General features: G+C 60.3%; 19 protein-coding genes. 7 read left to right on the plus strand and 12 right to left on the minus strand.

Annotation, left to right across the window (positions count from 1 at the left end; genetic code table 11):
- Nucleotides 1-165: 165 nt before the first annotated feature.
- From ACTO5E_RS01385 to prmC, 6 genes are all read left to right on the plus strand, one after another.
- Nucleotides 166-1407, plus strand: a complete 1242-nt coding sequence (locus tag ACTO5E_RS01385) for a 2-hydroxyglutaryl-CoA dehydratase (RefSeq protein WP_482300906.1) — start codon at nt 166-168, stop codon at nt 1405-1407.
- A 185-nt stretch (nt 1408-1592) separates the two neighbouring features.
- A complete protein-coding gene (locus ACTO5E_RS01390) occupies nt 1593-2951 on the plus strand; it encodes a hypothetical protein (RefSeq protein ID WP_482300907.1) in 1359 nt (452 codons plus the stop codon).
- 219 nt (nt 2952-3170) lie between these two features.
- Nucleotides 3171-3875, plus strand: coding sequence for a response regulator transcription factor (locus ACTO5E_RS01395; RefSeq protein ID WP_482300909.1), 705 nt, complete (start codon nt 3171-3173; stop codon nt 3873-3875).
- A 156-nt stretch (nt 3876-4031) separates the two neighbouring features.
- A complete protein-coding gene (locus ACTO5E_RS01400; protein ID WP_482300911.1) occupies nt 4032-5438 on the plus strand; it encodes an ATP-binding protein in 1407 nt (468 codons plus the stop codon).
- Nucleotides 5439-5559: 121 nt separating this feature from the next.
- The gene (locus ACTO5E_RS01405) at nt 5560-6495 is read left to right on the plus strand and encodes a DUF1385 domain-containing protein (protein WP_482300913.1); all 936 of its coding nucleotides are present in this window, start codon (nt 5560-5562) and stop codon (nt 6493-6495) included.
- A complete protein-coding gene (gene prmC, locus ACTO5E_RS01410; protein ID WP_482300915.1) occupies nt 6492-7352 on the plus strand; it encodes a peptide chain release factor N(5)-glutamine methyltransferase in 861 nt (286 codons plus the stop codon). The genes ACTO5E_RS01405 and prmC overlap by 4 nt, the downstream gene beginning before the upstream one ends.
- Nucleotides 7353-7376: 24 nt before the next feature.
- On the opposite strand, the gene ACTO5E_RS01415 is transcribed toward prmC, so the two are convergent.
- From ACTO5E_RS01415 to ACTO5E_RS01460, 10 genes are all read right to left on the minus strand, one after another.
- On the minus strand, nt 7377-7886 hold the full coding sequence (locus ACTO5E_RS01415; protein WP_482300917.1) for a helix-turn-helix domain-containing protein: 510 nt from the start codon (nt 7884-7886) through the stop codon (nt 7377-7379).
- A gap of 124 nt (nt 7887-8010) precedes the next feature.
- The gene (gene uvrA / locus ACTO5E_RS01420; protein ID WP_482300919.1) at nt 8011-10836 is read right to left on the minus strand and encodes an excinuclease ABC subunit UvrA; all 2826 of its coding nucleotides are present in this window, start codon (nt 10834-10836) and stop codon (nt 8011-8013) included.
- A gap of 76 nt (nt 10837-10912) precedes the next feature.
- Nucleotides 10913-11341 (minus strand): GNAT family N-acetyltransferase, encoded by a 429-nt coding sequence (locus ACTO5E_RS01425; protein WP_482300921.1) that lies wholly within the window; start codon nt 11339-11341, stop codon nt 10913-10915.
- An 11-nt stretch (nt 11342-11352) separates the two neighbouring features.
- On the minus strand, nt 11353-12453 hold the full coding sequence (locus tag ACTO5E_RS01430; protein ID WP_482300922.1) for a nitroreductase family protein: 1101 nt from the start codon (nt 12451-12453) through the stop codon (nt 11353-11355).
- A gap of 3 nt (nt 12454-12456) precedes the next feature.
- On the minus strand, nt 12457-13500 hold the full coding sequence (locus ACTO5E_RS01435; protein WP_482300924.1) for a GrpB family protein: 1044 nt from the start codon (nt 13498-13500) through the stop codon (nt 12457-12459).
- Nucleotides 13497-14270, minus strand: coding sequence for a GNAT family N-acetyltransferase (locus ACTO5E_RS01440; RefSeq protein WP_482300926.1), 774 nt, complete (start codon nt 14268-14270; stop codon nt 13497-13499). Before ACTO5E_RS01440 ends, ACTO5E_RS01435 begins: the two co-directional genes overlap by 4 nt.
- Before the next feature lie 22 nt (nt 14271-14292).
- The gene (locus ACTO5E_RS01445) at nt 14293-15042 is read right to left on the minus strand and encodes a GNAT family N-acetyltransferase (protein WP_482300928.1); all 750 of its coding nucleotides are present in this window, start codon (nt 15040-15042) and stop codon (nt 14293-14295) included.
- 17 nt (nt 15043-15059) lie between these two features.
- The gene (locus ACTO5E_RS01450; RefSeq protein WP_482300929.1) at nt 15060-15671 is read right to left on the minus strand and encodes an HD domain-containing protein; all 612 of its coding nucleotides are present in this window, start codon (nt 15669-15671) and stop codon (nt 15060-15062) included.
- Between the two features lie 16 nt (nt 15672-15687).
- Nucleotides 15688-17682: an excinuclease ABC subunit UvrB gene (gene uvrB, locus ACTO5E_RS01455; RefSeq protein WP_482300931.1), complete on the minus strand. Its 1995-nt coding sequence runs from the start codon at nt 17680-17682 to the stop codon at nt 15688-15690.
- Nucleotides 17683-17748: 66 nt separating this feature from the next.
- Nucleotides 17749-18540, minus strand: a complete 792-nt coding sequence (locus ACTO5E_RS01460) for a JAB domain-containing protein (protein WP_482300932.1) — start codon at nt 18538-18540, stop codon at nt 17749-17751.
- A 578-nt stretch (nt 18541-19118) separates the two neighbouring features.
- Between ACTO5E_RS01460 and ACTO5E_RS01465 the strand changes: the two genes are divergently transcribed.
- Entirely contained in the window at nt 19119-21038 is a 1920-nt protein-coding gene (locus tag ACTO5E_RS01465) for an S-layer homology domain-containing protein (RefSeq protein WP_482300934.1), read from the plus strand.
- Between the two features lie 374 nt (nt 21039-21412).
- Here the strand turns inward: ACTO5E_RS01465 and ACTO5E_RS01470 are convergent, their stop codons facing one another.
- Together ACTO5E_RS01470 and ACTO5E_RS01475 are read right to left on the minus strand one after the other, a co-directional pair.
- A complete protein-coding gene (locus tag ACTO5E_RS01470; protein WP_482300936.1) occupies nt 21413-22156 on the minus strand; it encodes an AAC(3) family N-acetyltransferase in 744 nt (247 codons plus the stop codon).
- Between the two features lie 196 nt (nt 22157-22352).
- On the minus strand, nt 22353-24218 hold the full coding sequence (locus ACTO5E_RS01475; RefSeq protein ID WP_482300938.1) for an S-layer homology domain-containing protein: 1866 nt from the start codon (nt 24216-24218) through the stop codon (nt 22353-22355).
- Nucleotides 24219-24401: the final 183 nt, after the last annotated feature.

Here is a 24401-nt window from a genome sequence, read left to right on the forward strand (position 1 = left end):
GCTTTCTGCGTCGAAAATCCTCGTAATACGCAAGTATTACTTGCGGTTTTCTCCTTGAAATCGCCTCCTTTGGACCAAAAATCCGGCATTTCCTCTATTTTTAAACAAGCCCTAGGCGAATAAGCGCAGGCCCCCTTTTACAAAACCAATCAGAAAGGAAAGCTTATGGCCGACAATGAGAGCCGGGTGGAGTTCACCCGGGACATGAAAAAGGATTACACCATTCTCACCCCCAACATGGCGCCCATTCACTTTGAGCTCATCAAAAATGTGCTCAACAGCTTTGGCTATCACCTGGACCTGCTGCACACCACGGGCCGGGAGATTGTGGACGAGGGCCTGAAATATGTACATAACGACACCTGCTACCCGGCCCTGCTGTCTATCGGCCAGCTGATGCACGCCCTGCACAGCGGCAGATACGACCTGAACAAGGTGGCCCTGATTATGACCCAGACCGGCGGCGGGTGCCGGGCCAGCAACTACATTCATCTGCTGCGCAAGGCCCTGAAAAAGGACGGGCTGGACTATATCCCCGTCATCTCTCTGAACCTGTCGGGCCTGGAAAAGAACAGCGGCTTTCAGATGACCCTGCCCATGCTGCGCCGGGCCATTGCCGCTCTGGCCTATGGAGACCTGCTGATGCTGCTGAAAAACCAGACCAAGCCCTATGAGCTTACCCCCGGGGAGAGCGACCGGCTGGTGGAGGACTGGACCCAGAAGCTCACCGGCCTGTTTGAGCAGGGCAAGGCCTTTACCCAGCGGGAGGTGCGGGCCTGGTTCGACCAGATTGCCGGCTCCTTCGCGGCCATAAACATTGAAAAAACGGACAAACTGAAGGTAGGCATTGTGGGGGAGATCTATGTGAAGTACTCGGCCCTGGCCAACAATGGGCTGGAGGACTTCCTCTTCCGCCAGGGCTGCGAGGTGATGGTGCCGGGCATTATGGGCTTCATGATCTTCAAGGTGGATAACCGCTTGGAGGACATTGCCCTCTACGGAGGGAGCTCCGCCAAAAAGCAGCTGTGCAGCATGCTCAAATGGTATTTCACCAAGTTTGAGACCGACCTGATCGACTCGGTGAAGAAGTACCCGCAGTTTACGCCCCCCACCCCTTACAGCCACCTGAAGGAGCTGGCCGGGGACGTGATTGGCTACGGCTGCAAAATGGGAGAGGGCTGGCTGCTGACCGCGGAGATGATGGAGCTGGTAGAGAGCGGCTATGAGAATGTGGTGTGCACCCAGCCCTTCGGGTGCCTGCCCAACCACATTGTGGGCAAGGGGATGATTCGGAAGGTGAAGAATGTTTACCCGCAAGCCAACATTGTGCCCATTGACTATGACCCCAGCGCCACCCAGGTGAACCAGGAGAACCGCATTAAGCTGATGCTGGCGGTAGCGACCTGAAAGGAGCCTAGACGCTTTTGCGCAGCAACAGGGCGGACGTATTGTGAATTTAGAGGCGGCTTTTTGGGGCCTTTCAGGAAAAGTTAAATCAAAACACCATCAGATATCACTGTTGCTTCGCAAAATCAGGAGAACGCCCCTCCTGTTGCCAGCATAAAACCATATTGTCTTCAGGAGGTGGTTAGGTGAAACGCCTGGCTGTTCTGTTCGCCCTCATGATGGCCCTGGTAGAGCTGCCCGGCTGCTCCTTCACCGGGCTGTCGGCGCAGAATCTCATGTCCCCCCCAAAAACCAACGCCGACCAGCAGGCCATTTATCAGCTGATGCAGGGCGGGAAAACCGACGTCACCTTTATCTACCCCCGCAGCGGCGAGTACCGCTCCGCGATTATCATGCGGGACTTTACCGGCGACGGCGTGGAGGACGCCATTGGCTTTCACTCTCTGGAGGACGGCGGGGTAGAGGTCATCTTCCTCATGAAGTCCGGGGAGGAGTGGTCGAGGGTTTCCTCCTACCGCAACATTGCCACCCAGGTAGACCGGGTCTGCTTTGGGGCCCTGCCCGGGGGCGGCGAGGCGGTGTTCATCGGCTGGGGCAGCACGGCTGGGGCCACCAGCCGCACGGCTCTGGTCAACGCCTATCTCTATGACGGCAGCGGCTATGTGTACGAGCACTCCCTGGGCAACTACGGCGAGCTGACTCTTACCGATTTCAACGGCGACGGCGCTAACGAGCTGTTTATTATTGACAAGTCCCTCCCCCCCGAGGAGGAGGGCGCGGAGCCGATCAGCGCCCGGGCAAGGCTGTTTACCTTTGAGGAGGGCGCTCCCCTTGAGGCTGCTGCCGCCGAGGCGGACAATACGGTCTCCAACTACTCCTCGGTGGTGTTTGGCGCGCTGAACGCCCATACCATGGGTGTGGTGGTAGACGGCGCCACGGCGGACGGCGGCATGACCACCCAGGTGTTTCTGTTTGACGGGGAACGGCTGGAAAACCGCCCCCGGGGGGTGAACGGCGAGGCGGAGGAAAGCCCCTACGCCCGGCCCTCCACCACCCAGTTCTACACCAGGGACATCAACGGGGACGGCTATATTGAGCTGCCTGCCGTCACCCGCCTGCCCGGCATCTCTGAGGACGTGGAGCTGGACTCTACCAGCTATATGGTGGAGTGGCACGCCCTGACCCAGCAGGGAGAGAGCCGCCTGGTGCTGCGGGCCCTGATGAACCCCCGGGAGAACTACTGGTTCCGGCTGCCATACCCCCTGCTGGGCCGCATCAGCGCGGCCAATGATGTGGAGCGGCGCACAGTCACCTACACCGAGGTCATCACCAACGAGGACGGAAGCCAGCTGCTGGGAGGCAAGCTGTTCTCTGTCCGGGCCTTTACCCGGGCCGCCTGGGAGAGCCGGGGGGAGTTCAGCGGCTACACCATGCTGGCCTCTCAGGGGGACGTGGTGTACGGCATACAGATCACCACCAAGAATGAGCAGGACCGCAAGTGTATTGAGGAGATTGTGGAGAGCTTTCAGCTTTTGACCGAGTGATAACGGTCAACGGACGCTTTTGCGGGCTGCCTTGGAGCTTGTGCCGGCAGGATTTGCGCCAGAATGACCGGGCAATATTTGCTGATACGATGGGCGCAATATCCGATTGGCACAGGTTCTTGATGCCCGGTCCCCAATTCCCACATGGGGACCGACCGATTGTATTTGCTTTTGTTGTCAGTATGTTTGACAGTCAACCGATGAATGAGGAGGGGCACCATGAAACGGGTACTGGTTGCAGAGGACGAACAGAATATTCGGGAGTTTGTGGTTATCAACCTGCAGCGGGCCGGGTATGAAATCATTGAGGCTGAAACCGGCGATCAGGCGCTGGAGGTCTACGACCGGGGCGGCGGGCAGTTTGACGTGGTGATTCTGGACATTATGATGCCCGGGGCCCACGACGGCCTGGCCGTGTGCCGAGAGCTGCGGGGGCGCAACCCCTCTATCGGCATTATTCTGCTTACGGCAAAAACCCAGGAGATGGACAAGGTCAGCGGCCTGATGATGGGCGCGGACGACTATGTGACCAAGCCCTTCTCCCCCTCTGAGCTGGTGGCCCGGGTGGACGCGGTCTACCGGCGGGTGGCTCTGGCAGCAGAGCAGGACCAGGCGGTCCGCCGGGATGAGGTGCGCTCCGGCGATTTCAGTCTGAATCTGCGGGACCGGTCCTTCAGCAAGGGGGGCCGGACCATTGAGCTGACCCAGGTGGAGTTTCAGATTATGGAGTATTTTCTGGACAACCCGGGTCTGGCCCTGGCCCGGGGGGACATTCTGCGGCATGTGTGGGGCCCCAGCTATGTGGGGGAGGAGAAGATTGTGGACGTGAATATCCGCCGGCTGCGCATGAAGGTGGAGGACGAGCCCTCGAACCCCCAGCACATTATGACGGTGTGGGGCTTGGGCTACCGGTGGAAAGCATAGAAAGCCGTTTCGGGGGTAAAAAAGCCTTTCTGTCAACAACTGCCAAAGGCGCTCCCCTGTCATGGCGTTCGCCGCCCTGTGCGGTGAGTGGGCTTCTGTCCCGCGTCAATGACTGTTCCCCAGCTCTCCCCACTAAATGCTGAAAGGAGGTCCGTCATGTTTGCCCGCAGTATCTCCCGCCGCTGGTTTGTCAACACCATTGGCGCCGTATTCGTGATTCTGGTGGTTTTTGTCTCCACCCTGTCCGTCATGGTCAAAAGCTCCACCTACAACGGCATTGAGCTGGCCCTTACCGGCCGCATGGACGAGCTGCTCAACTGGCTCTCCGGCAGCTCACGGGGCTACCAGACCTCGGAGTTTGCCGCCATCACCCGGGACTATATTGAGAATTACTTTCAGGATCGGGCTAAAATGGAGATTATGGCCATCTCCAAGGACGGGCGGGTGGTCATCACCTCCACCGGCTTTGAGCCCGACCGCCAGCAGGACATGCCGGACTATCAGCTGGCCTTGGAGAGCCCCGACAGCTCGGGCAAATGGGTGGGAGAGCTGAACACCGGCGAAAAGGTCATGGCCATTACCCGGGCGGTGCGGGATGAGGACGGCCGGCTGATTGGCTCCATCCGCTACATGGTGTCTATGGAGCGGGCGGACCAGCAGACCCGGCTGGTGATTGAGATCCTCATTCTGGCGGGAATCTTTATTATGATGCTGCTGACCTTTTCGGGCGTGTACTTCATCCGCTCCATTCTGGTGCCTGTGCGCCAGGTGAGCCAGAGCGCCCGGCAGATTGCCCAGGGGGACTTTGAGGTGCGCATTCAAAAGGCCCATAACGACGAGATCGGTCAGCTGTGCGACACGGTCAACGACATGGCCGAGGAGCTGGGCGCTGCCGAGCGCATGAAGAACGAGTTTATTTCCTCTGTCTCCCACGAGCTGCGCACGCCCCTGACCGCCATCAAGGGCTGGGCCGAGACCCTGCGGGACGGGGCTGATAAGGCCACGGAGGAAAAGGGAATGAACGTGATCATCCGGGAGTCGGAGCGGCTCTCTGGCCTGGTGGAGGAACTGCTGGACTTCTCCCGGCTGCAGAACGGCCGGATGCAGCTGGTGTCGGAGCGGCTGGACCTGCTGGCTGAGCTGGACGAGGCGGTTTACCTGTTCACCGAGCGGGCCCGCACCGAGGGCAAGGCTCTGATCTACCAGGAGAACGAATGCCTTGCCCCTGTGTACGGGGACCGGAACCGGCTGCGGCAGGTGTTTGTGAATATTCTGGACAATGCCCTGAAGTATACAGAGGCAGGGGGCTCGGTAACGGTCTCCAGCCAGGTTGAGGCGGAACGGGTGCGGGTGATGGTGGAGGACACCGGCTGCGGCATTCCTGCGGAGCACCTGCCCAATGTAAAAAAGAAGTTCTATAAGGCCAATCAGCTGGTGCGGGGCTCTGGCATTGGGCTGGCTATGGCAGACGAGATCATCGCCATGCACAACGGCGGCTTGGAGCTGGAAAGCAAGGAGGGAGAGGGCACAAAGGTGGTCATTTTCTTCCCCTTGTGCAAATAGGGGGCGCGTCTAGTCGCAATAGGGCGCAGGCCGGGGGTTGCCCCTTGAGGGCAAAGCGCTTCAAACGCGGGACCGCCTGTGTCTAGCCGCGTTAACGATACAAAAAGCAAAGGAGCAGAGTATGGCAAAAAAAATCACGACCATTGGGGGCCAGGCATTGATGGAGGGCATTATGATGGTGGGCCCGGGGCGCACCACTGCGGCCTTTTGCAGCCCAGAGGGCTCTATCACCACAGAGGACATTGAGGTGGACAGGCTCACCAAAAAGTACCCGATTCTGGGCAAGCCCTTCATCCGGGGCGTTTTCGCCATGATCGACACCCTTCGCCTGGGCTACAAGGCCCTGTCTCTGTCAGCGGACAAGCTGACCGATGGCGAAGAGGAGGAGCTCACCGGCCTGGACAAGTGGCTGGAGGACCATCTGGGGGACAAAATGACCGGCATCATCATGACCATTGGCTCGGTGCTGGGCATGGGTCTGGCCATTGTGCTGTTCTTTATGCTGCCCACCTTTCTGTTCAACCTGGCGCAGGGGGCTTTGGCGGTGGACATCTCCGGCTGGCGGTCGGTATTTGAGGGGCTTTTGCGCATTCTCATTTTTCTGGGCTATGTGCTGCTGGTGTCCCTGCTGCCGGACATTAAACGAGTCTTTCAGTACCACGGGGCTGAGCACAAGACCATCTTCTGCTATGAGGACGACCTGCCCCTTACTGTGGAGAATGTGCGGGCCAAGGGCCGCTTCCACCCCCGGTGCGGCACAAGCTTTATGGCGCTGATGCTTCTGCTGGGCATTATTGTGGGCTTCTTCATCCCCTTCTCCAATCCAGTGCTGCGCACAGTGGTGAAGCTGCTGTGCATCCCGGTTATTGTCAACATTGGCTACGAGGTGCAAAAGCTCTGCGCCCGCCATGACAATCTGGCCTCCCGAATCATCCGTGCCCCGGGCCTTTGGATGCAGCGCATCACCGTGAAGGAGCCGGACGACAAGATGATCGAGGCGGCGATTGCGGCCATGGAGGCGGTGATACCCGAAAACGGAGAGGACCTGATTCAATGACCTATCGGGCATTGTACATACTGGCCCGGCAGCGGCTGACAGCGGCGGGGATAGACTCTCCCGGCTATGACGCGGCTCTACTGGCAGAACGTTTTCTGGGACTGGACCGCCCGGCGTTGGCGATTCAGGGGGAAAAGGACGCGCCCCCTCAGGAGGAGGGGGCATTTCTGCGGGCTTTGGCAGAGCGGGAGGCCCGCCGCCCTTTGCAGTATATTTTAGGGGAGTGGCCCTTTCTGGGCCTGACGCTGAAGGTGGGCGAGGGGGTGCTGGTCCCCCGGGAGGACACTGTCGTACTGGTGGAGGCTGTGGCCCGGCGGCTGCAGGGCCTGCCCGCCCCCCGGGGCCTGGATTTGTGCGCCGGTACAGGCGCGGTGGGGCTGGGGCTGTGTTCTCTGCTGCCAGGGGTCCAGGCAGCCTGTGTGGAGGTGGACCAAAAGGCTATGGCCTATCTGCGGGCCAATGTGGAGAGATACCCCCAGTACCAGGCAGCGGCAGTGGCCGGCAACGTGCTGGCGGGCCCGGCGGACTTGGCCGGAGAGCTGGACTTTATTGCCTCAAACCCCCCCTATATTGCAGAGGACGAGCTGCCGGACCTGCAGCCGGAGGTGCGCCGGGAGCCGGAGCTGGCTTTGAACGGGGGCCGGGACGGGCTGGTCTTCTACCGGGCGATTCTGGAAAAGTGGCTCCCCCTGCTCAGGCCGGGCGGGGTACTGGGGGTGGAGATTGGCGACACCCAGAGCAATGCGGTGCGGGAGCTGTTCCAGGCGGCAGGGCTGCAGGAGATCGAGCTCTGTCAGGACCTGGCAGGGCTGGACCGGGCTGTGACAGGGATCAAAGAAAAGGCTCATGGGTCTTAAAGCCCATGAGCCTTTTGGCAAAAGCTATGCTCTCTTTCGCGTCAGGAAAGCGCCGGTCGCCGCGCCGACCAAGACAACCGGCGCCGCCCGGACAAACAGCCATTCAACCGTGTGCAAGGCCACGCCGGCCACCGCGGTTTCGGGGGAGTGATAATCCCAGCCCTGGTAGGGGCTGCCCACTATAACCAGGACCGCGAAAATCAGCACAATGGCTGCGCATAATGAGAGAAACAGCCAATGGAGCAGCCTTCTCCACAGGACTCTCCTTTTGGCAAGCTGCAGGTTGATTACCTCCAGCTTTTCGGCAATGGCCCTCAGGTCATCTGCCCTAGCCTCGGCAACAGTCTCTCCAAGCAGAACGCTGGTGGGCGTTTCCAGGGCCTCTGACAGAGCGATCAGCATATCCGCGTCGGGAACGGACAGCCCCTGCTCCCATTTGGAGATGGTCTGACGCACCACATTCAGCTTCACGGCCAGCTCCTCCTGGGAAAGACCCTTTGATTTTCTAAGAGCTTTCACATTTTCGTTGAGCATTAGGGATAACCTCTTTTCCTTCAGATGTTACCACTATCCTATCAAAAACGGCCCGTTGCCGCAAGCAACGCAAATTAACATGGGGGCTTTGGGGCAAAACAGGCCGGAAAATGTCCGTTGCCGGTTAAAGCACCAGGGGCTTCAGGTACTGCCCGGTATAGCTGCCCTCTACCCGGGCCACCTCCTCCGGCGTGCCCTGAGCCACAATCAGGCCCCCCCGGTTGCCCCCCTCAGGGCCCAGGTCGATAATGTGGTCTGCTGTCTTAATCAGGTCCAGGTTGTGCTCAATGACAATCACCGAGTTCCCCTTGTCCACCAGCTGCTGCAGCACCTCAATGAGCTTGTGCACATCCGCGATGTGCAGGCCTGTGGTGGGCTCGTCCAGAATATAAACCGTCTTCCCTGTAGGGCGGCGGGAGAGCTCGGTGGCCAGCTTCACCCGCTGGGCCTCGCCCCCGGAGAGCGTGGTGGCAGGCTGGCCGATTTTCACATAGCCCAGGCCCACGTCGTTAAGGGTTTGCAGCTTCCGGGCCAGCTTGGGCAGATCCCGGAAAAAGTCCAGCCCCTCCTCGGCGGTCATCTCCAGCACATCATAAATGCTTTTGCCCTTATACTTGACCTCCAAGGTCTCCCGGTTGTAGCGGTGGCCCTTGCACACCTCGCAGGGCACATACACGTCCGGGAGGAAGTGCATCTCAATGCGGATAATGCCGTCTCCCTGGCAGGCCTCGCAGCGGCCCCCCTTAACATTGAAGCTGAAGCGTCCGGCGTTGAAGCCCCGGAGCTTGGCCTCCTGAGTGCTGGCGAACAGCTCCCGGATGTCGTTGAACAGCCCAGTATAGGTGGCCGGGTTGGACCGGGGGGTGCGGCCAATGGGGGACTGGTCGATCTGAATGACCTTGTCCAGATATTCCAGGCCAAGAATCTCCTTGTGGGCACCGGGGAAGGTGTGGGCCCGGTTCAGCTCTGCCGCCAGCTTTTTGTAGAGGATTTCATTGATGAGGGAAGACTTGCCCGACCCGGACACTCCGGTGATGCACACCAGCTCTCCCAGAGGGATTTTTACGTCCAGCCCCCTCAGGTTGTTCTGAGAGGCCCCCTTGATTTCCAGAAAGTTCCCGTTGCCCTGCCGGCGCTTTTCCGGCACCTCTACCCTTTTGCGGCCGCTGAGGTAGTCTCCGGTGACAGAGCCCTTGCACTTCATAATGCCCTTCACCGGCCCGGAATAAATCACATTGCCCCCGTGCACCCCCGCTCCGGGGCCGATGTCCACAATGTAGTCCGCCTCCCGCATGGTCTCCTCGTCGTGCTCTACCACAATGACCGTGTTGCCCAGGTCACGCAGGTGCTTTAAGGTGCCCAGCAGCTTGCTGTTGTCCCGCTGGTGCAGGCCAATAGAGGGCTCGTCCAGAATATACAGCACGCCCATCAGAGAGGAGCCGATCTGGGTGGCCAGCCGAATGCGCTGGCTCTCGCCTCCGGAGAGGGTGCCCGAGGCCCGGGACAGGGTCAGGTATTCCAGGCCCACGCTCTGCAAAAAGCCCAGCCGGGACTTGATCTCCTTCACAATGGGCGCGGCAATGAGCTTCTCCCGCTCAGTAAGCTCTAAGGCGTTTACAAATTCCAACGCCTCGGTGACAGATTTGTCGCACAGGTCGGCAATGTTCACCCCGGCCACGGTGACGGCCAGGCTCTCGGGAGAGAGCCGCTTGCCGTGGCACTCGTCGCAGGGCACCGCGCTCATATAGGTCTCAATCTCCGCCTTGATCCAGTTTGAGGAGGTCTCCTTATACCGGCGTTCCAGATTGGTAATGACCCCCTCGAAGGCCGCCATATAGCTGCTGCCGTGGCCGTACTCCCCCATGCGGGTGAGCTTGATTTTCTCCCCCTTGGTGCCATAAAGGAGAATGTCCACAATGCCCTGGGGCAGCTCGCCAATGGGGGTGTCCAGAGAAAAGCCATAGTGCTTGGCAAGGCCCTCCATATACATGGTGGCAATGGTGCTGCCCTCCATGGCCCAGCCGCTGGCCTTCAGCCCCCCCTTGCGGATGGAGAGCTTTTTGTCCGGGATAATGTTGTGGGGGTCGATGCGCATAAACACCCCCAGGCCCGTGCACTTTTTGCAGGCCCCAAAGGGGTTGTTGAAGGAGAACATCCGGGGGGTCAGCTCGTCCACGCTGACTCCGTGCTCAGGGCAGGCGTAATTCTGGGAGAAAGTGATGTCCTCCCCGTCAATCACATTGACAATGACAATGCCCCCGGTGAGGGAAGCCGCCACCTCAATGGAGTCCGCAAGCCGGGAGCGGATGTCCTCCTTCACTGCCAGCCGGTCCACCACAATCTCAATATTGTGCTTCTGGTTTTTGTTGAGCTGAATGGGCTCGTTCAGGTCATACAGCAGGCCGTCTACCCGCACCCGGACAAAGCCCCCCCGCCGGGCGGCGTCGAACTCCTTTACATGCTCCCCCTTGCGGCCCCGCACCACTGGCGCCAGCACCTGAATTTTCGTCTTTTCCGGCAGGGCCAGCACCTGGTCCACAATCTGGTCTACTGTCTGCTGCTTGATCTCCCGGCCGCAGATGGGGCAGTGGGGCACGCCGATGCGGGCGTAGAGCAGGCGCAGGTAGTCGTAAATTTCGGTGACAGTGCCCACGGTGGACCGGGGGTTTTTAGAGGTGGTCTTCTGGTCAATGGAGATGGCCGGGGATAGGCCGTCGATCTTGTCCACGTCGGGCTTCTCCATCTGCCCGAGAAACATGCGGGCGTAGGAGGACAGGCTCTCTACATACCTGCGCTGGCCCTCGGCGTAGATGGTGTCAAAGGCCAGGCTGGACTTGCCCGACCCGGAAAGGCCTGTGAGCACCACCAGCTTGTCCCGGGGGATGGTCACGTCGATGTTTTTCAGGTTGTGCTCACGGGCGCCGTGCACTTCTATTTTGTCTAGGCTCATTGGCATTGTTCATCCTTTGACTTAGTTTTTTTATTTGGGCATTCCCTGTCCAGGAGCCGGGCAGCAGGGACATGGCTTACAGTGCCTTTTCCATCTGGATGTACAGGCCCTGCTGAAAAATGACCTGAAAGCCAAAGGCCCGGTACAGAGATACGGCCGGCTCAAGGCTGATCCTTGTGTCCAGATACAGGCTGCGGCAGCCCTGCTCTTTGGCATAGTGTTCCAGTGTGTTGAGCAGCTTTTTTGCAATTCCCTTTCCCCGGTACTCCCGCCGGACAAAAAGCCGCTTGACCTCGCCGGCTTCCGCCGCCCTTTTGCGATAGGCCACGCAGCCTGCCAGGATGTTGTTTTCATAAGCCGCCCACACGGCCTCTATGTTTTCAGCTTCACTGTACCGGGTGTAAAAGCTGCTGTCTTCTCCCAAAAAGTCCAGCATAAAATCATCATGCTCTGAAAAAAGCGCCAGAACGCCGGCGTCTGTTGCTTCTCTTGGAACGATCTCCATATTCCTCTCCCTTATCCCATGATTTCCGCCTCTGCGCCCACCATTTTTATTGCCTGGGCATTGGTCAAATATACCGTCCCCTCCGGCAGTTCTCCGCAGGGCGAGCCGCTTTCACAGTGCACTGCCAGCTTGCGGGGCAGATAGTCCAGGCTGCCGGGCAGGTTCTGCGCCGCGATGATGCTCCCTGCGCTGACCCCTACATAGACAAGGCCCTGCTCCAAAGCCATGTCCAGCACCTGGTCAAAGCCCCTGGATTTCACCTGTTCCAGCAGATATTCCGTGGAGCCGCCGCAGAAGTACACCGTGTCATAGGCGGACAGCTCGTCCCGGTCCATGGGCCTGTCCAGATCAAAATCCGTGATGTGCTCCGGCAGAATGCCCGCATCCAGCAGGTCGCCCCGGCACTTGGGCAGCACCGCTTTGGCGTCCTCGTCTATAGCGGCAGTAGGGATGAACAGCGCCCGGGCCTCTGCCGGGGGCTTGCCCAGCAGCTCCAGGAAGCAGGCCTGCACCAGAGGATTCTCAAAGCCAGCGGAGGTCAGCAGCAGTTTCTTTGACTCTGGGTTTTTCTGAAACCCGTTGAACCAGGCCCGCTCTGAGAAGGGCTTTTTAGAGGGCGAGGGCCTGGGTTCCTGAGCGGCCCGGCCCACAGGCAGAAAGCACACCAACTGGTAGTCCTCGGGCACGCCCAGCACCTGAGCCATTTTCAGGTCAATCCGGTCATCGTCGGTGATGTGCCCCTCGTACCAGCAGCTCTCGTAGCCCAGGGCATGGATGGCCAGCAGCATGTTCTCAATCGCCGCCGCATAGTCCTGCACCTGGTAGCACCGGTCCCGGTAGGCCAGGATTTTCTGGGTCAGCACGCAGATGGCCGCCGGGGCGGTTTGGGCAATAGGCGGGTCAATCACTGCCTTAAGCCGGGCCAAAACCTCCGGGTCGTCCACCGCGATGAGACTGGTGGTCTGTTTGTTGCAGCCTGAGGGCGCGGCCAGCCCGGCCTCCATGATTTGCCGCAAGTCCTCCCGGGGCACGGGTTCGGGCTCATAGCGGCCCCGGTAGCTTGTCCGGCTTTGAATCAAATCCAGCATATCAGGTATATTCAGTATGTTCATAGGCTAGGTTCTCCTTTTTAAGGTCTCTATATCCGCTCTCCGCAGGCCCGCCAGCTTTTCCAGCAGGGCCAGCTCCTCCCCATCCGGGCGGGTGAACCGCATGGGGGTCCGGCACACGTTCTCAAACTCTTTGCCGAACAGGATTTTCCTAGTGCCTCCGCCGCAGGAGCCGCAGCAGGCGCAGATGTCAGCGTGCTGCCAGCAGAGCTCCCTCTCCCGCTGGGTAAGGGGGCCGTCCTCATACCAGGGGGAACCGCTGTCGTCTGTCCACACTGTGAAAGGCGCCATAGGAGCCTCCTCCCCTGTACCGTTGAGCAGGAGGAAGCACACCGGCTCTCCCTGATACCCCACGACCCAGTAAAACTGCTCCGCCCAGTATCCCCCGGCCCGTTCAAAGTCCATACCAGCCTCCCGCAGGTCGGCGAGAAAATGCAGAACCCCCTCCGCCTCTCCAGGGGGAAAGGTCTCCCGGGCCAGAGCCTCCGGACGGGCATAACGGCCCGGATAGGCCTTCTTGGCCTTTGCTGTGTGCTCTTGGACAAAGTTGGTCTTCTCTTTTGCGTACCCATCCCGGTCGTGCTCATACTTTTTCCACAGGCCTAGCTTGAGGGATTCATACTCTTTCGCGGCCTGCGGGTGGGCGTTCAGATAGTCCCGGAAGTACAGCTCACCATTGTCGCCCATCTGCCGCAGGTGCAGGTGGAACACCCGCTGGGCAAAGCCCTCAGGAGTGTAACCCTTGTTGAAATCCACCCGAATCCCGCTGTCCGCCATACAGATGTACCCGGCCTTCTTGAGGGTGTCCGCGGCCTCCGCCAGCGCCGGGCCCTCCGCCTCAATGAGAATGTCAATAATGGGCTTGGCCCAGATGCCCTCTATGGCCGTGCTGCCCACGTGGCTCAGAATCACCCCGGGGCCCAGGATTTCCCGGAGAATACCCGCTTCCTCTGCGTACCACTGGGCCCAGCAGTCCTGGTGCCCGGTCAAAAAGATGGGGAACAGCTCCCACAGCTCTTCCAGGGTCATTTCGCTTAAAGGCTTGCTCATAGTCCATTCTCCTCCGTTTTCTTCGCCGACACCCCCACCCACGCCGGGCGAAAGCCGCACTTCCAGGCAATGTTCTGGGAGTGGAGGTTGCTGAGACTGGCGCCGTAAAAGGGCACGGCCCCCCGGCGCTCCACCTCATAGGCCAAACCCTCCACCAGCAGGGTGCCCAGACCCCGGCTCTGGTACTCTGGCAGCACGTCAATGCCCACCTGCCACAGCGTGGGGCTGTCGGCGCTGACCCCGGCCATAGCGGCAGGCCTGTCCCCGTCCATTGCCAGCAGAGCCAGCATATCGGGACGGGCGGAGTTTTCTTCTGATTGGAGGGCATTGGGCCAGGCCTCGTTGGGGTAATAGGCGGCAATGTCCTTTTGTTCCAGCCATTGGAGGGTCAGTCCTGCCGGAGCCTGGGCTGGACGGAAGTCCCGGGTGGGGAGATAGTGGTGGATGGTCTGGGTCAGGGCGAAGCCATAGGGTGAGAGTATCTCCGCCAGCTTCTGCATCCGGGGGAACTCAAAAAGCCAATGGGGTTCGTCTGCGTCCTTTGACCACTCCTGTAAAGCGGGCCAAAGGCTCCTGTCCGCCATGATGACGGTTGCCGCGCCCACGGTGGCCATCTCAAAAAAAGGCATTTTGTCCGAGTAGGCCCGCCGCCCTGGGTTCAGGGCAGGGGGTGTTAAAATCACGCCTCCCTCTTGGACGCGTTCAGGACTGATGTTAAAGTCTATTGCCAGCTGTGCAAGGCCCGTGCTCCAAACCTTTTGCTTATCCATATTCTTTCCTCCTTCATCCGGCTCAGGCGTCAGTTTCTATCCAGGCCGGCACGAACCCGCACCCCACGGCGATTCTTTGGGAGGCCAGATTTCCTGCCGCCGTGCCATAGAAGGGCAGCTTTCCCTGGTTTTCTATTTCCCGGCTGAGGGCGCTGACCAGGGCCGTGCCCAGCCCCTTGCCCCTATATTCCTCTACAACGTCAATGCCCACCTGCCACATGATTTCTGTGTCAGCTGAGGCTCCGGCCACCCCGGCAATCGTCCCGCCGTCCAGCGCGGCCAAGGCAATGACATCCGGCCGGTCGGGGCTGTACTGTGAACCTAGCGCCATGGGAAAACGTTCATTGGGATAAAATTCTCCCACGCTCTTTTCGTTGAACCACCGGTATCGGAGCCCTTCCGGCAGGGGGATGTCCCTCAAAGGCCCGCCGGGGAGGAAAAAGTGCTCGGCGCCCCACAGCTCCCGGCCATATTCCCGCAGCTTCTTGTCCAGAGCCCGCAATGCCGGGAACTCAAACAGCCGGTGCAGGCCGTCCACCTTTGCGGCCAGCTCCTCCACCAGCTCCCGCAGGCTGTCATGCACAGAGACTGCCACACTGTTCCCTGTACCGGCCATCAGCAGCATGGGGTCCTTCCGGATGGTGGCTCTTGCGCCCGGGCGCAGGGCGGCTGTAGTGACGGTCAGCCCTGGCCGGGTGAAGGCCTCCGGGGTACAGCCAAATTCCTTTGCCAGCTGCCGGTACAGGATGCTTTGCGCCTGTTCCTTTGTCATGGGGGACCTCCTTCAGGTTACAGATACCTTTTGCACCGCTCTGTCAGCTCTCCGGTACGCAGCCACTGCCGCAGGGTGGCCAGTCCGGCCTCGTTCCGGGGGCAGGGCAGCCACAGGTGCAGGTAGCCGCTCTCGCTGTATTTATCCTTTACATGGGCAATGGTCCGCTGGATGTGCTCCTCATCGCTCCACTGAGGCCAGTGGGCCTTGCTGTATTCTATCATCCGGCGTACCACCCGCTCCGGGTCCAGGTCCCGGTCCGCCTCGCTGACAATGCGCCCGTAGAGGTTTCGGGGCGGCTCCTGCCGGGAGGCCCTGTGGTCCTCCACAGCCTCCCGCATAGTCTGCCGCTGCTCAGGAGTAAACCAGCGTTCCAGCTCCTTGTCCTCCCACAGCCATTGGCCGGAGACAGCCTCGTGCCTCTCCCGGCCGGCCCGGATGCCCACGTCATGATACGCGGCCACGGTGTAGACCATATTAGGGTCCACGTCCAGGCCGTCCAGCAGGGCAAGACTGTTCTCTAAAACCGTCTGCACATGCGCAGGGCCGTGGGCCGCGTCGTGGGCCTCGTAAAGAGGCAGGATATTCTCTTCTATATAGGCCCGCAGCTCCGGGTCAATGCTCCACATGGTTTTCTCCCTCCGTTCAGCCCTTGCGGCGCCGGGGCACTGGCGCGTAGCCGCCGCCCTGGCCCTCCAGCTCCTTGATTTTGTCCCGCAGATAGGCCGCGTGCTCGAATTCCAGCAGCTTGGCCGCAGCCTTCATCTCCTTTTTGTACTTCTCGATTAGCTGGGCCCGCTCGGCGGGGGTGTACCGCTTCTTTTTCTTCTTCCCGTCCTCCTTGTGAGAGGATATCTCCAGAATCTCCGCCACGTCCTTTTTGATGGTCTTGGGGGTGATGCCGTGGTCCAGGTTGTACTTCTCCTGAATGGCCCGGCGGCGCTCGGTCTCGGTGATGGCGTACTCCATGGACTCGGTGACCTGGTCGGCGTACATAATTACCTGGCCCTGGGCGTTTCGGGCGGCCCGGCCGATGGTCTGAATCAGGCTGCGGCCGCTGCGGAGGAAGCCCTCCTTGTCCGCGTCCAGAATGGCCACCAGGGTCACCTCGGGCAGGTCCAGGCCCTCCCGCAGCAGGTTGATGCCCACCAGCACGTCAAACTCTCCCAGGCGCAGGTCCCGGATAATCTCCATACGCTCTACCGTGTCAATGTCGTGGTGCATATACCGCACCTTGATGCCGTAATTTTCCAGGTAGCCGGTGAGGTCCTCCGCCATTTTTTTGGTGAGGGTGGTCACCAGCACCCGCTCCTGCCTCTCCACCCGCAGGTTGATTTCAGAAATCAGGTCGTCAATCTGCCCGTCGGTGGGCTTTACCGTGACCTTGGGGTCCAGCAGGCCTGTGGGGCGAATGACCTGCTCCACCACTTGGGTAGACTTGTCCAGCTCCAGGTCTCCGGGGGTGGCGCTGACAAAAATGGCCTGGTTGATGTGGCTGTAGAACTCGTCAAAGTTCAGGGGCCGGTTGTCGTAGGCTGAGGGCAGGCGGAAGCCGTAGTCCACCAGCATCTGCTTGCGGGCGTGGTCCCCCCCGAACATGCCCCGCACCTGGGGCAGGGTCACATGGGACTCGTCCACAAACAGCAGGTAGTCCTCAGGGAAGTAGTCCAGCAGGGTAAAGGGCGCGCTGCCCGGCTCCCGGCCGGAGAGCACCCGGGAGTAGTTCTCAATGCCCTTGCAGAAGCCGATCTCCGCCAGCATCTCCATGTCGTGGCGGGTGCGCTCGGTGATGCGCTGGGCCTCGATGAGCTTGCCCTGCTCCTTGAAGCTGGCCGCCTGCTTCTCCATTTCATCATACAGGCTGGCAATGGCGGTCTTCATCTTGTCGCCGGGGACAATATAATGGGAGGCCGGGTAGATGCCAATGTGCTTCAGGTCTCCGGTCACCTCGCCGGTCAGGGGGATGAACTCCCGGATGCGCTCGATCTCGTCGCCAAAGAACTCCACCCGCACCGCCTTTTCGCTGGACTCGGCCGGGAAGATCTCCACCACATCCCCCCGCACCCGGAACTTGTTGCGGACAAAGTTCACATCATTGCGCTCGTATTGCAGCTCTACCAGCTTGCGCAGCAGGTCGTCCCGGTTCTTCTCCATGCCCGGGCGCAGGGAGATCACCATGGTCCGATAGTCGATGGGGTCGCCCAGGCTGTAGATGCAGGACACCGACGCCACAATGATCACGTCCCGCCGCTCGGACAGGGCGCAGGTGGCGCTGTGGCGCAGCTTGTCAATCTCGTCGTTGATAGCCGAGTCCTTTTCAATATAGGTGTCGGTCTGGACAATGTAGGCCTCGGGCTGGTAGTAGTCGTAGTAGCTGACAAAATACTCCACCGCGTTTTCGGGGAAGAACTCCCGGAACTCGCTGCACAGCTGGGCGGCCAGGGTCTTATTGTGGGCCAGAATAAGGGTGGGCCGGTTGAGCCGGGCAATCACATTGGCCATGGTGAAGGTTTTGCCCGAGCCGGTAACGCCCAGCAGGGTCTGCTCCCTCATGCCGCCGGAAATGCCTTTTACCAGCCGGTCAATGGCCTCGGGCTGGTCGCCGGTAGGCTGAAACTTTGACGCTAGCTTGAAATCCATAGGGTTATCCTCCTGGGTGTGAATGTACGGCCATGTTCCGCAGCGGGCCTGTTTGCCGGGCCGCTGTCAAAAGCGGCTCTCATGGTCTGTCTCGTCCCTGTCCTCCCGGTCCCAGCCCAGAGGCTCTCCCCGGCTGAACCGCAGAGCCAGCTCCCGGGCCCTGCTCAGGCCATCCTCCCGGCACCGGGCCGCAAGACGGTCAACCTCTGCCAGCAGCCCGCTGTTGGCAAAGGAGAACTCGCTGTCATCTGTGAGAATGATGTGGTCCCGCAGGGTCACGTCCACATTGATCAGAGCCAGGGCGACCTGCGCGGTAACCACAATGTCCTCCACCGAGGGCACCGCCACGCCGGTGGGGTGGTTGTGGCCCAGCACAGCATAGGCTGCATTGTGGTTGACGCACCGCTCTACCAGGCTGCGGATATGGATGCGCACTGCGCTGATCTCGCCGGAAATCACCACCCCGCTGTAAAGCCTGCGCCCGCCGCCGTCCAGCAGCACCACGGCCACAGCCTCGGTTCTTCTGCCGAACAGCTCAGAGCGCAGCAGCTCTACCAGGTCAGAATAGAGCAGCGCGTCCTGCCGGTAGCTGGGCCCGGCCCGCAGAGAGGCCTTTGCCAGCTCCAGGGTCAGGTGCAAAAAGCGGGCGGTTCCCGGGTCCACCTCCGGCAGGGCGGCAAGGCCGGCCTCGGGGGTGCGCACCAGGGTGGCAAAGCTGCCCAAATGCCGCCTTAGCTGGGCCAGAACCCTGCCGGCCTGGTCCGGGGGCAGCAGACAGCCCAAAGCGCTGCGCACCAGCTCAAAGCTCTGGGCCTCTTCCCCCTCTTTAGGCTGCTCCTGGGGCTTTCGTCTGGACATTATAGATCTCTCCTTCCAGTCTCTCTATCATACCAAAACATCCGTTCTCCTGTCAAGCCCCAACAGGGGCTTTCGTGGGGTAAAACTTAAAATCAGCGCTTGAAAACCCGTCCATGGGGAGAGGGGATCTGCCGCTGCCTGCCACAGCGCAGGGCTCTGCCCTGTTCCCTATAAAACCGCTCGGGCTTTCCTGTGTACTCGTCAGAAATCTCCTTGTGTTCGGCAGAACACATGATACATAAATCTGTTCGGAGAAGTCCGGTGCTGTGACTTGGCATCGCCAAGTCATGCGCAGCAAAAGAGAAGCGCTTCGCGCTTCTGGGCTTCTCCTTGTGTTCGGCAGAACACATTATACCACACCCTTGCAAGGAATGGGAGATTTTATTTTCTTTCCCCGGCTTTTCTCCTCTTTGGGCGGGGCGGGTGGGATTTTGGCGAGAGAAAATCTGTACATCTATCTTCCCTTTTCTCCCAATATATAGTATAATACCCATGTAAAAAAGCGGGACAGGCCTGACGGCGCAAAAAGCTGCCCCAAAACCCGGACCCGCTTACAATATGGAAGGAGCATGGATACCATGAAAAGACCCGCTTTCCGTTTCCGGCAGTACCTTTCTCTTTGCCTGTGCTGCCTGCTGACCATCGGCTGCCTGGGGCTGCCTGCCTCCAGCGCTGACGAGCTCACGCCCACTGCGGCTCCTGTAGAGCCCGGCCCCCAGGAGCCCAGCCCAAACCCGGACCCTAGCCCGGACGCCTCTGACCCTGACGCGCCGGAGGAGTCTCCGGCGCCGGACGAGCCCGGGGAGGCCAGTCCTGACCCGGACATAACCCCCGACCCGGATGCCACGCCTGCGCCGGAGGGGTCCCCCCAGCCGGAAGAGACCCCGGAGCCGACCCCTACGCCGGAACCCACCCCCAGGCCGGTGAAGGTGGTTTTTGTTTTGCACGAGGGGGACCAGAAAGAGCTCAACATGCTCAGCGGCCAGGTGCTGATCCAGACGGAGATCCCCACCGGCGAGGGAGAGGAGCTGACTTTGGTGGGCTGGCTGGATGAGCAGGCCCAGCCCGTGGACCTGAAGGACCTGATCATTGAGGAGGACCGGGTATTCACCGCCCAATGGGCCAAGCGCATTGCCGGGCTGTTCGATCTGGAATCCCACCGCGCCTATGTCAGCGGTGTGGGCCAGGGGCTGTTCAAGCCCAACCAGGCCATGAGCCGGGCCGAGGCAGCCGCCATGTTCTACAGCCTGCTGAAGAACAAGAGCTGCGACGAGACGGATACCGGCTTCTCCGACGTGAGCCCCACGGCCTGGTATGCGTCCGCTGTGCGCAAGGTGCACAGTCTGGGGCTGATCGACGGCTATCAGGATGGCAAATTCCGGCCTGACCGGCCCATCTCCCGGGCGGAATTCATCACCATTGCCTGTGCCTGCGACGAGCTGGTCCAGGGCAGCTGCCCCTTCCCGGACCTGAGCGACGCCAACTGGGCCCGGCCCTACATTATCTCCGCCTATCAGCGGGGCTGGGTGGCCGGGGACAGCCAGGGCAAATTCAACCCCAACCGGAGCCTGACCCGGGCCGAGGCAGTGACCATTCTCAACAAGATTCTGGACCGCATCCCGGACGCAGGCACTAAGACCCGGCCTGGGGTAAAGAACTTCTATGACGTATTCCCCAGCCACTGGGCCTACAGCCAGATTGCCGAGGCCTCTACCACCCATGAGTACAAGCGTCTGGACAACGGCACAGAGCTGTGGACAGACTATGTCATGGACACCTCCAAGCCCAAGGTGGGCTGGATCAAGGACGGAGACGGCCGCTACTATGTGGGCCCGGACGGCAAGTGTCTTCGGGGCGAACAGACTATAGACGGCAAGGTTTATCTGTTTGACAGCAACGGCCGCACCCTCACCGGCTTTGCCATGAAGTCCGGCTGGAAGCGGTATTACAAGGATGGCGTGATGCAGCAGGACATCTCCGGGCTGGGGGTTGTCAGCGGGCCCTATTACATAAAGGTGTACAAGCCTGCCAACTACCTGATTATTTTTGCCAAGGGTGACGACGGCAAGTACAATATTCCGGTGCGGTCCATGATCACCTCCTGCGGCAATCCCACGCCCACGGGCACCTTTTACACCCCGGCCAAATACCGCTGGTGCGAGATGGTCGGCGGCAGCTGGGCCCAGTGGTGCACTCAGATCAGCGGGCCGTACCTGTTCCACTCTGTGCCCAACGACGTGCGCAACAACACCACCATGTGGGTGAACGAGTACAATCTGCTGGGCAGCACCCGCTCTCTGGGGTGCATCCGCCTCACCTGCCGGGACGCAAAGTGGGTGTATGACAACTGCGCCCTGGGCACCAAGGTAGACATCTCCTCTTGGGAGACCAGCGGGCCCATGGCAAAGCCCACCAGCATCAAGCTGGCCCCCGGCCACAGCTGGGACCCCACCGACCCCACCGCCTACTACCTCTGCCAAGCCCGCGGCTGCCATTAGCGGGCGCCCCGCAGGCAATTCGCGGAGCGCGCTGGCACGCCAGCGCTGCGGGGGTGCTAGCAGCTGGGTTTGTGGTCGCGGTTTGTAGGTGGCTGCTGGATGCTGAGCTTTTTTAGGGGCTGTGGTGGCTGGTGGTTGCGGTTTTTTGCAGCTGTGGGCCGACAGAGCTTTTGCCTGGATTAGGTTGACGGGACCCCTTTGAAAAGCTAGGTCAGTCTGCTCCATCCGCCTGATTCTTTACAGAAAATGGGCGTTCATCCGCCCTGACATAGCAGAAAGGCTCCCGACTTTTGCCGGGGGCCTTTCTCAATGCGTTTTACCACATTATGAATCTGTTGGAAGAAGGAAACTGTCAACGGCTGCTTACGGACTTCTTATATCCACTTGGAGATGTCTGTTACAAAGGCATAGGGGTTGATCCGCATCTCCATCAATCCCACGGCCAGCAGGGCCCGGGCGTCGATAAGGGTGGCGTTGGCCTTCAGCAGCTTGCCCCGCTTGATGTCCGGCTCCTCCAAAATATCACCGACACGCTGAAACTCCTGTCCCCAGCCGAATTCATCGCTGCCGGGATAGGTGCGCTCCTGCCCCTCCACCAGATAGGTCTGAGGCGGCGCGGGGCGAATCCATGGGGGGCGCACAATGTCCTCTACTCCGTGCATGAAAGTGCAGCTTTCCAGAATGTCCCCCACAAACAGCAGCCTGCCCCCCACCACTGCCAGCTGCATAAAGGGCGAGTGGGGGCCTACCGCCGTGTCGTCCATGGCGTGGCCCACAGTGAGCCGGTGGGCCAGCCGCCCCCGGGCGCACACCGAATGGGTGGGGTGCAGGCTGCGCTCCACCCCCGGCAGCTTCCAGAAGGTCCGGGGGAGCAGCCCCACACAGGGCGGGGTCTCCTCCCGGTCAAACACCGGGTGGTCCCGGGTGACATTCTCATAGGTCAGCGCCGGCATAAGCAGGGTGCCCTCAGGCCCCAAGGCCTGCTGCAAGGCGTCAATAACCTGCTCAGGGGTAAGGGTAGTGCCCAGGGCTTTCATGGAGGAGTGCACCAGCACCGCGTCCCCTTTGCATACCCCCAGGGCGTCCAGGTCATTCAGAAGCTGTTGGTAGTCTGACATAAAAACTCCTTTCCTGCCGCCGGCGGCTGACTGTTTTGTTGTGAGCTCAAAACTATGCTAACAAATTGCGAGAGTAAAATCAAGCAGTTTGCGAAAAAAATTAAATTGGATTTGACAACGTGTGTTATGTCTATCAGGCATGAAAAACCTTGCAAAAAACGCCCTGCCATAAGGCGGGGCGTTTTTGTGTTATGCTTTATTTCAGGGGAAGGATGTGGGCGTTGTAGTCGTATTGGGTTTCGGTCAGCTCCATGCCCTGAGCGTCCAGCCAATACCGCTTCTCATCCGCGTCCTTATAGACCAGGGATTCGTGCCAGGGGTTATCGGGACTGGAGCTATATTTGCCGCTGGCGGACCAGACCCCTTCACCGGGGGCAATGTCCTCAGGGTCGCCCCCCTCATATAGATAGGGCAGGCCTAGGTCCTCCACTGCGGCGCGCTGCAAAATGGACTGGGCCTGACAGGTGACAATGCCGCCCTGCAGGTCCATGCAGCGGTTGAGCACCACGTCGCTTGCTGCGTCATAGAACAGGAACTGGCCCTCTACCGAGAAGTTCTGCCAGAACTGGGGGTTGCCCTCCTTGCTGGTGGCGGCTGACCGGGGGTAACGGGTGGTGCTGTTGATATAATCAGCCAGCGCCCTCAGCTTTTCCAGGTTCGACATGGAGTCGTTCCACAGCTGCTTCTCAATCCGCTCCCGGACCTTTTTGTAAAAGGCATGGTCAGCCTCGTCTGTGTCCCGGTTTTTGCCTGAGAGCGAATATACCGTGTCCAGTACCTGCCCATCCAGCCGTGCGGTGACCTTGATTCCCCGCAGGGCCGTGTTGCCGGTTACGACAATCTCAACGCCGGCCTTGGCCTCTATACTGGGATAGGCGGGGCCGTTGGTACAGGGGCCGGTGACCCTGGCAATACCGGCGATTTTCTCGGTGATGTTGACCCGGCTGCTCTGAACAGGACCGGGCGGGCAGTCCATATCCTCAAACAGCTTTTTATAGGCGGGCGGGGTAATGTCCTCCACCTCAAACTCAACCTGGTCCAGCCAGGCGTCGTTGCCGTCTGTATAGAAACTGATTCTGTACTCGTTGGAGGAATCCGGCTGTCTGCAATCATGTGCAACGTCCACCTTCATGACGTCGCCCTGGTCGTTCTCCTTGTACGAGGCAACAGCAAAGCCGCTGAGCGTCGGCTGCTCTACGGGAACCTCCGGAGCAGGACTGGGCGTAGGGGTCGGCGTAGGCGTGGGAGTTGGCGTAGGAGTAGGGGTTGATGTGGGCGCGGGGGTAGCCGTTGCCTCCGGCGTTGCGGTTGCGTCAGGCTTGGGCGTCTCAGCGCCCCCGGGGCCGGGGTCAGGGGTTTCTGTGGGGCTGGGGGTGGGAGTCTCTGCAGGGCCGGGAGTGGGGGACTCCTCCGGCGCGGCATAACGCTGGGCATAGGCATGCAGGAACACAGCCAGCTCCGCCCGGCTCAAACGCTTGCCGGGGCTGAGCATGTTGTTGCCTGTGCCGCTGATGAGCTTGTTTTCCAAAGCCCAGGCCATGGCGTTCCTCGCCCAGCCGGCGGTGCGGTCTCCGTCGGCAAAGCGGTCCAGCTGGGCCGGGTCGCCGGTCAGGTCCCGGTTCTCATACCTGGCATAGGCGTACAGAAAGGTCACCATCTGCTGGCGGTCCACTGTGTTCTCCGGGCCAAAATACCAACGGCCGTCCTCCAGGGTTTTTGTGCCGCTGACAATGCCGTTCTCCTTGGCCCAGCCGGCGGGGAACAGATAGTTGATGGGAGACAGGTAGGCAAAGCCCATATCCTCGGGCCCCTGCTCCATGGAGGGGGCCGCGTCTCCTCCGTCCAGCTGATACAGGGCGTACACCACCGACTTGCGGGGAGAGGGGTCCCCGGGCATCCAGGCGTCGGGGTCTTCAATCATGCTGTGCTGGGTGTTGAACTGGACCGCCTTTGCGGCCCAGCCCGGCGCGTCGCTGGTGGACGCGGCAGCAGGCAGGCCGGCGGGAATGGCCAGCGCCAAGGCCAGCGCCGCGGCTGCCAGCCGGGCAAATGGTTTTTTCATAGTGAGTTCTCCTTTCTGAAGGGACGATCTTTCTCTCATAAAACAATTATATACCTGCCTGTAAAAAAATGCAAGACTGTGTAAACGCCGGCAAGGGGCTTTTCCGAAACAGCCCCATGGCCCCCTCACGCCTGTCTCATAAATGTATTTATGCACAAAAGAGAGCTGCGAGCAGAAGAGAAC

The organism is Acutalibacter sp., from assembly GCF_056800975.1.

Coding starts and splice junctions, on each gene's coding strand:
- ACTO5E_RS01385 (WP_482300906.1), top strand. CDS start 166: ATGGCCGACAATGAGAGCCGGGTGGAGTTCACCCGGGACATGAAAAAG.
- ACTO5E_RS01395 (WP_482300909.1), top strand. CDS start 3,171: ATGAAACGGGTACTGGTTGCAGAGGACGAACAGAATATTCGGGAGTTT.
- ACTO5E_RS01400 (WP_482300911.1), top strand. CDS start 4,032: ATGTTTGCCCGCAGTATCTCCCGCCGCTGGTTTGTCAACACCATTGGC.
- ACTO5E_RS01405 (WP_482300913.1), top strand. CDS start 5,560: ATGGCAAAAAAAATCACGACCATTGGGGGCCAGGCATTGATGGAGGGC.
- prmC (WP_482300915.1), top strand. CDS start 6,492: ATGACCTATCGGGCATTGTACATACTGGCCCGGCAGCGGCTGACAGCG.
- ACTO5E_RS01415 (WP_482300917.1), bottom strand. CDS start 7,886: ATGCTCAACGAAAATGTGAAAGCTCTTAGAAAATCAAAGGGTCTTTCC.
- uvrA (WP_482300919.1), bottom strand. CDS start 10,836: ATGAGCCTAGACAAAATAGAAGTGCACGGCGCCCGTGAGCACAACCTG.
- ACTO5E_RS01425 (WP_482300921.1), bottom strand. CDS start 11,341: ATGGAGATCGTTCCAAGAGAAGCAACAGACGCCGGCGTTCTGGCGCTT.
- ACTO5E_RS01430 (WP_482300922.1), bottom strand. CDS start 12,453: ATGAACATACTGAATATACCTGATATGCTGGATTTGATTCAAAGCCGG.
- ACTO5E_RS01435 (WP_482300924.1), bottom strand. CDS start 13,500: ATGAGCAAGCCTTTAAGCGAAATGACCCTGGAAGAGCTGTGGGAGCTG.
- ACTO5E_RS01440 (WP_482300926.1), bottom strand. CDS start 14,270: ATGGATAAGCAAAAGGTTTGGAGCACGGGCCTTGCACAGCTGGCAATA.
- ACTO5E_RS01445 (WP_482300928.1), bottom strand. CDS start 15,042: ATGACAAAGGAACAGGCGCAAAGCATCCTGTACCGGCAGCTGGCAAAG.
- ACTO5E_RS01450 (WP_482300929.1), bottom strand. CDS start 15,671: ATGTGGAGCATTGACCCGGAGCTGCGGGCCTATATAGAAGAGAATATC.
- uvrB (WP_482300931.1), bottom strand. CDS start 17,682: ATGGATTTCAAGCTAGCGTCAAAGTTTCAGCCTACCGGCGACCAGCCC.
- ACTO5E_RS01460 (WP_482300932.1), bottom strand. CDS start 18,540: ATGTCCAGACGAAAGCCCCAGGAGCAGCCTAAAGAGGGGGAAGAGGCC.
- ACTO5E_RS01465 (WP_482300934.1), top strand. CDS start 19,119: ATGAAAAGACCCGCTTTCCGTTTCCGGCAGTACCTTTCTCTTTGCCTG.
- ACTO5E_RS01470 (WP_482300936.1), bottom strand. CDS start 22,156: ATGTCAGACTACCAACAGCTTCTGAATGACCTGGACGCCCTGGGGGTA.
- ACTO5E_RS01475 (WP_482300938.1), bottom strand. CDS start 24,218: ATGAAAAAACCATTTGCCCGGCTGGCAGCCGCGGCGCTGGCCTTGGCG.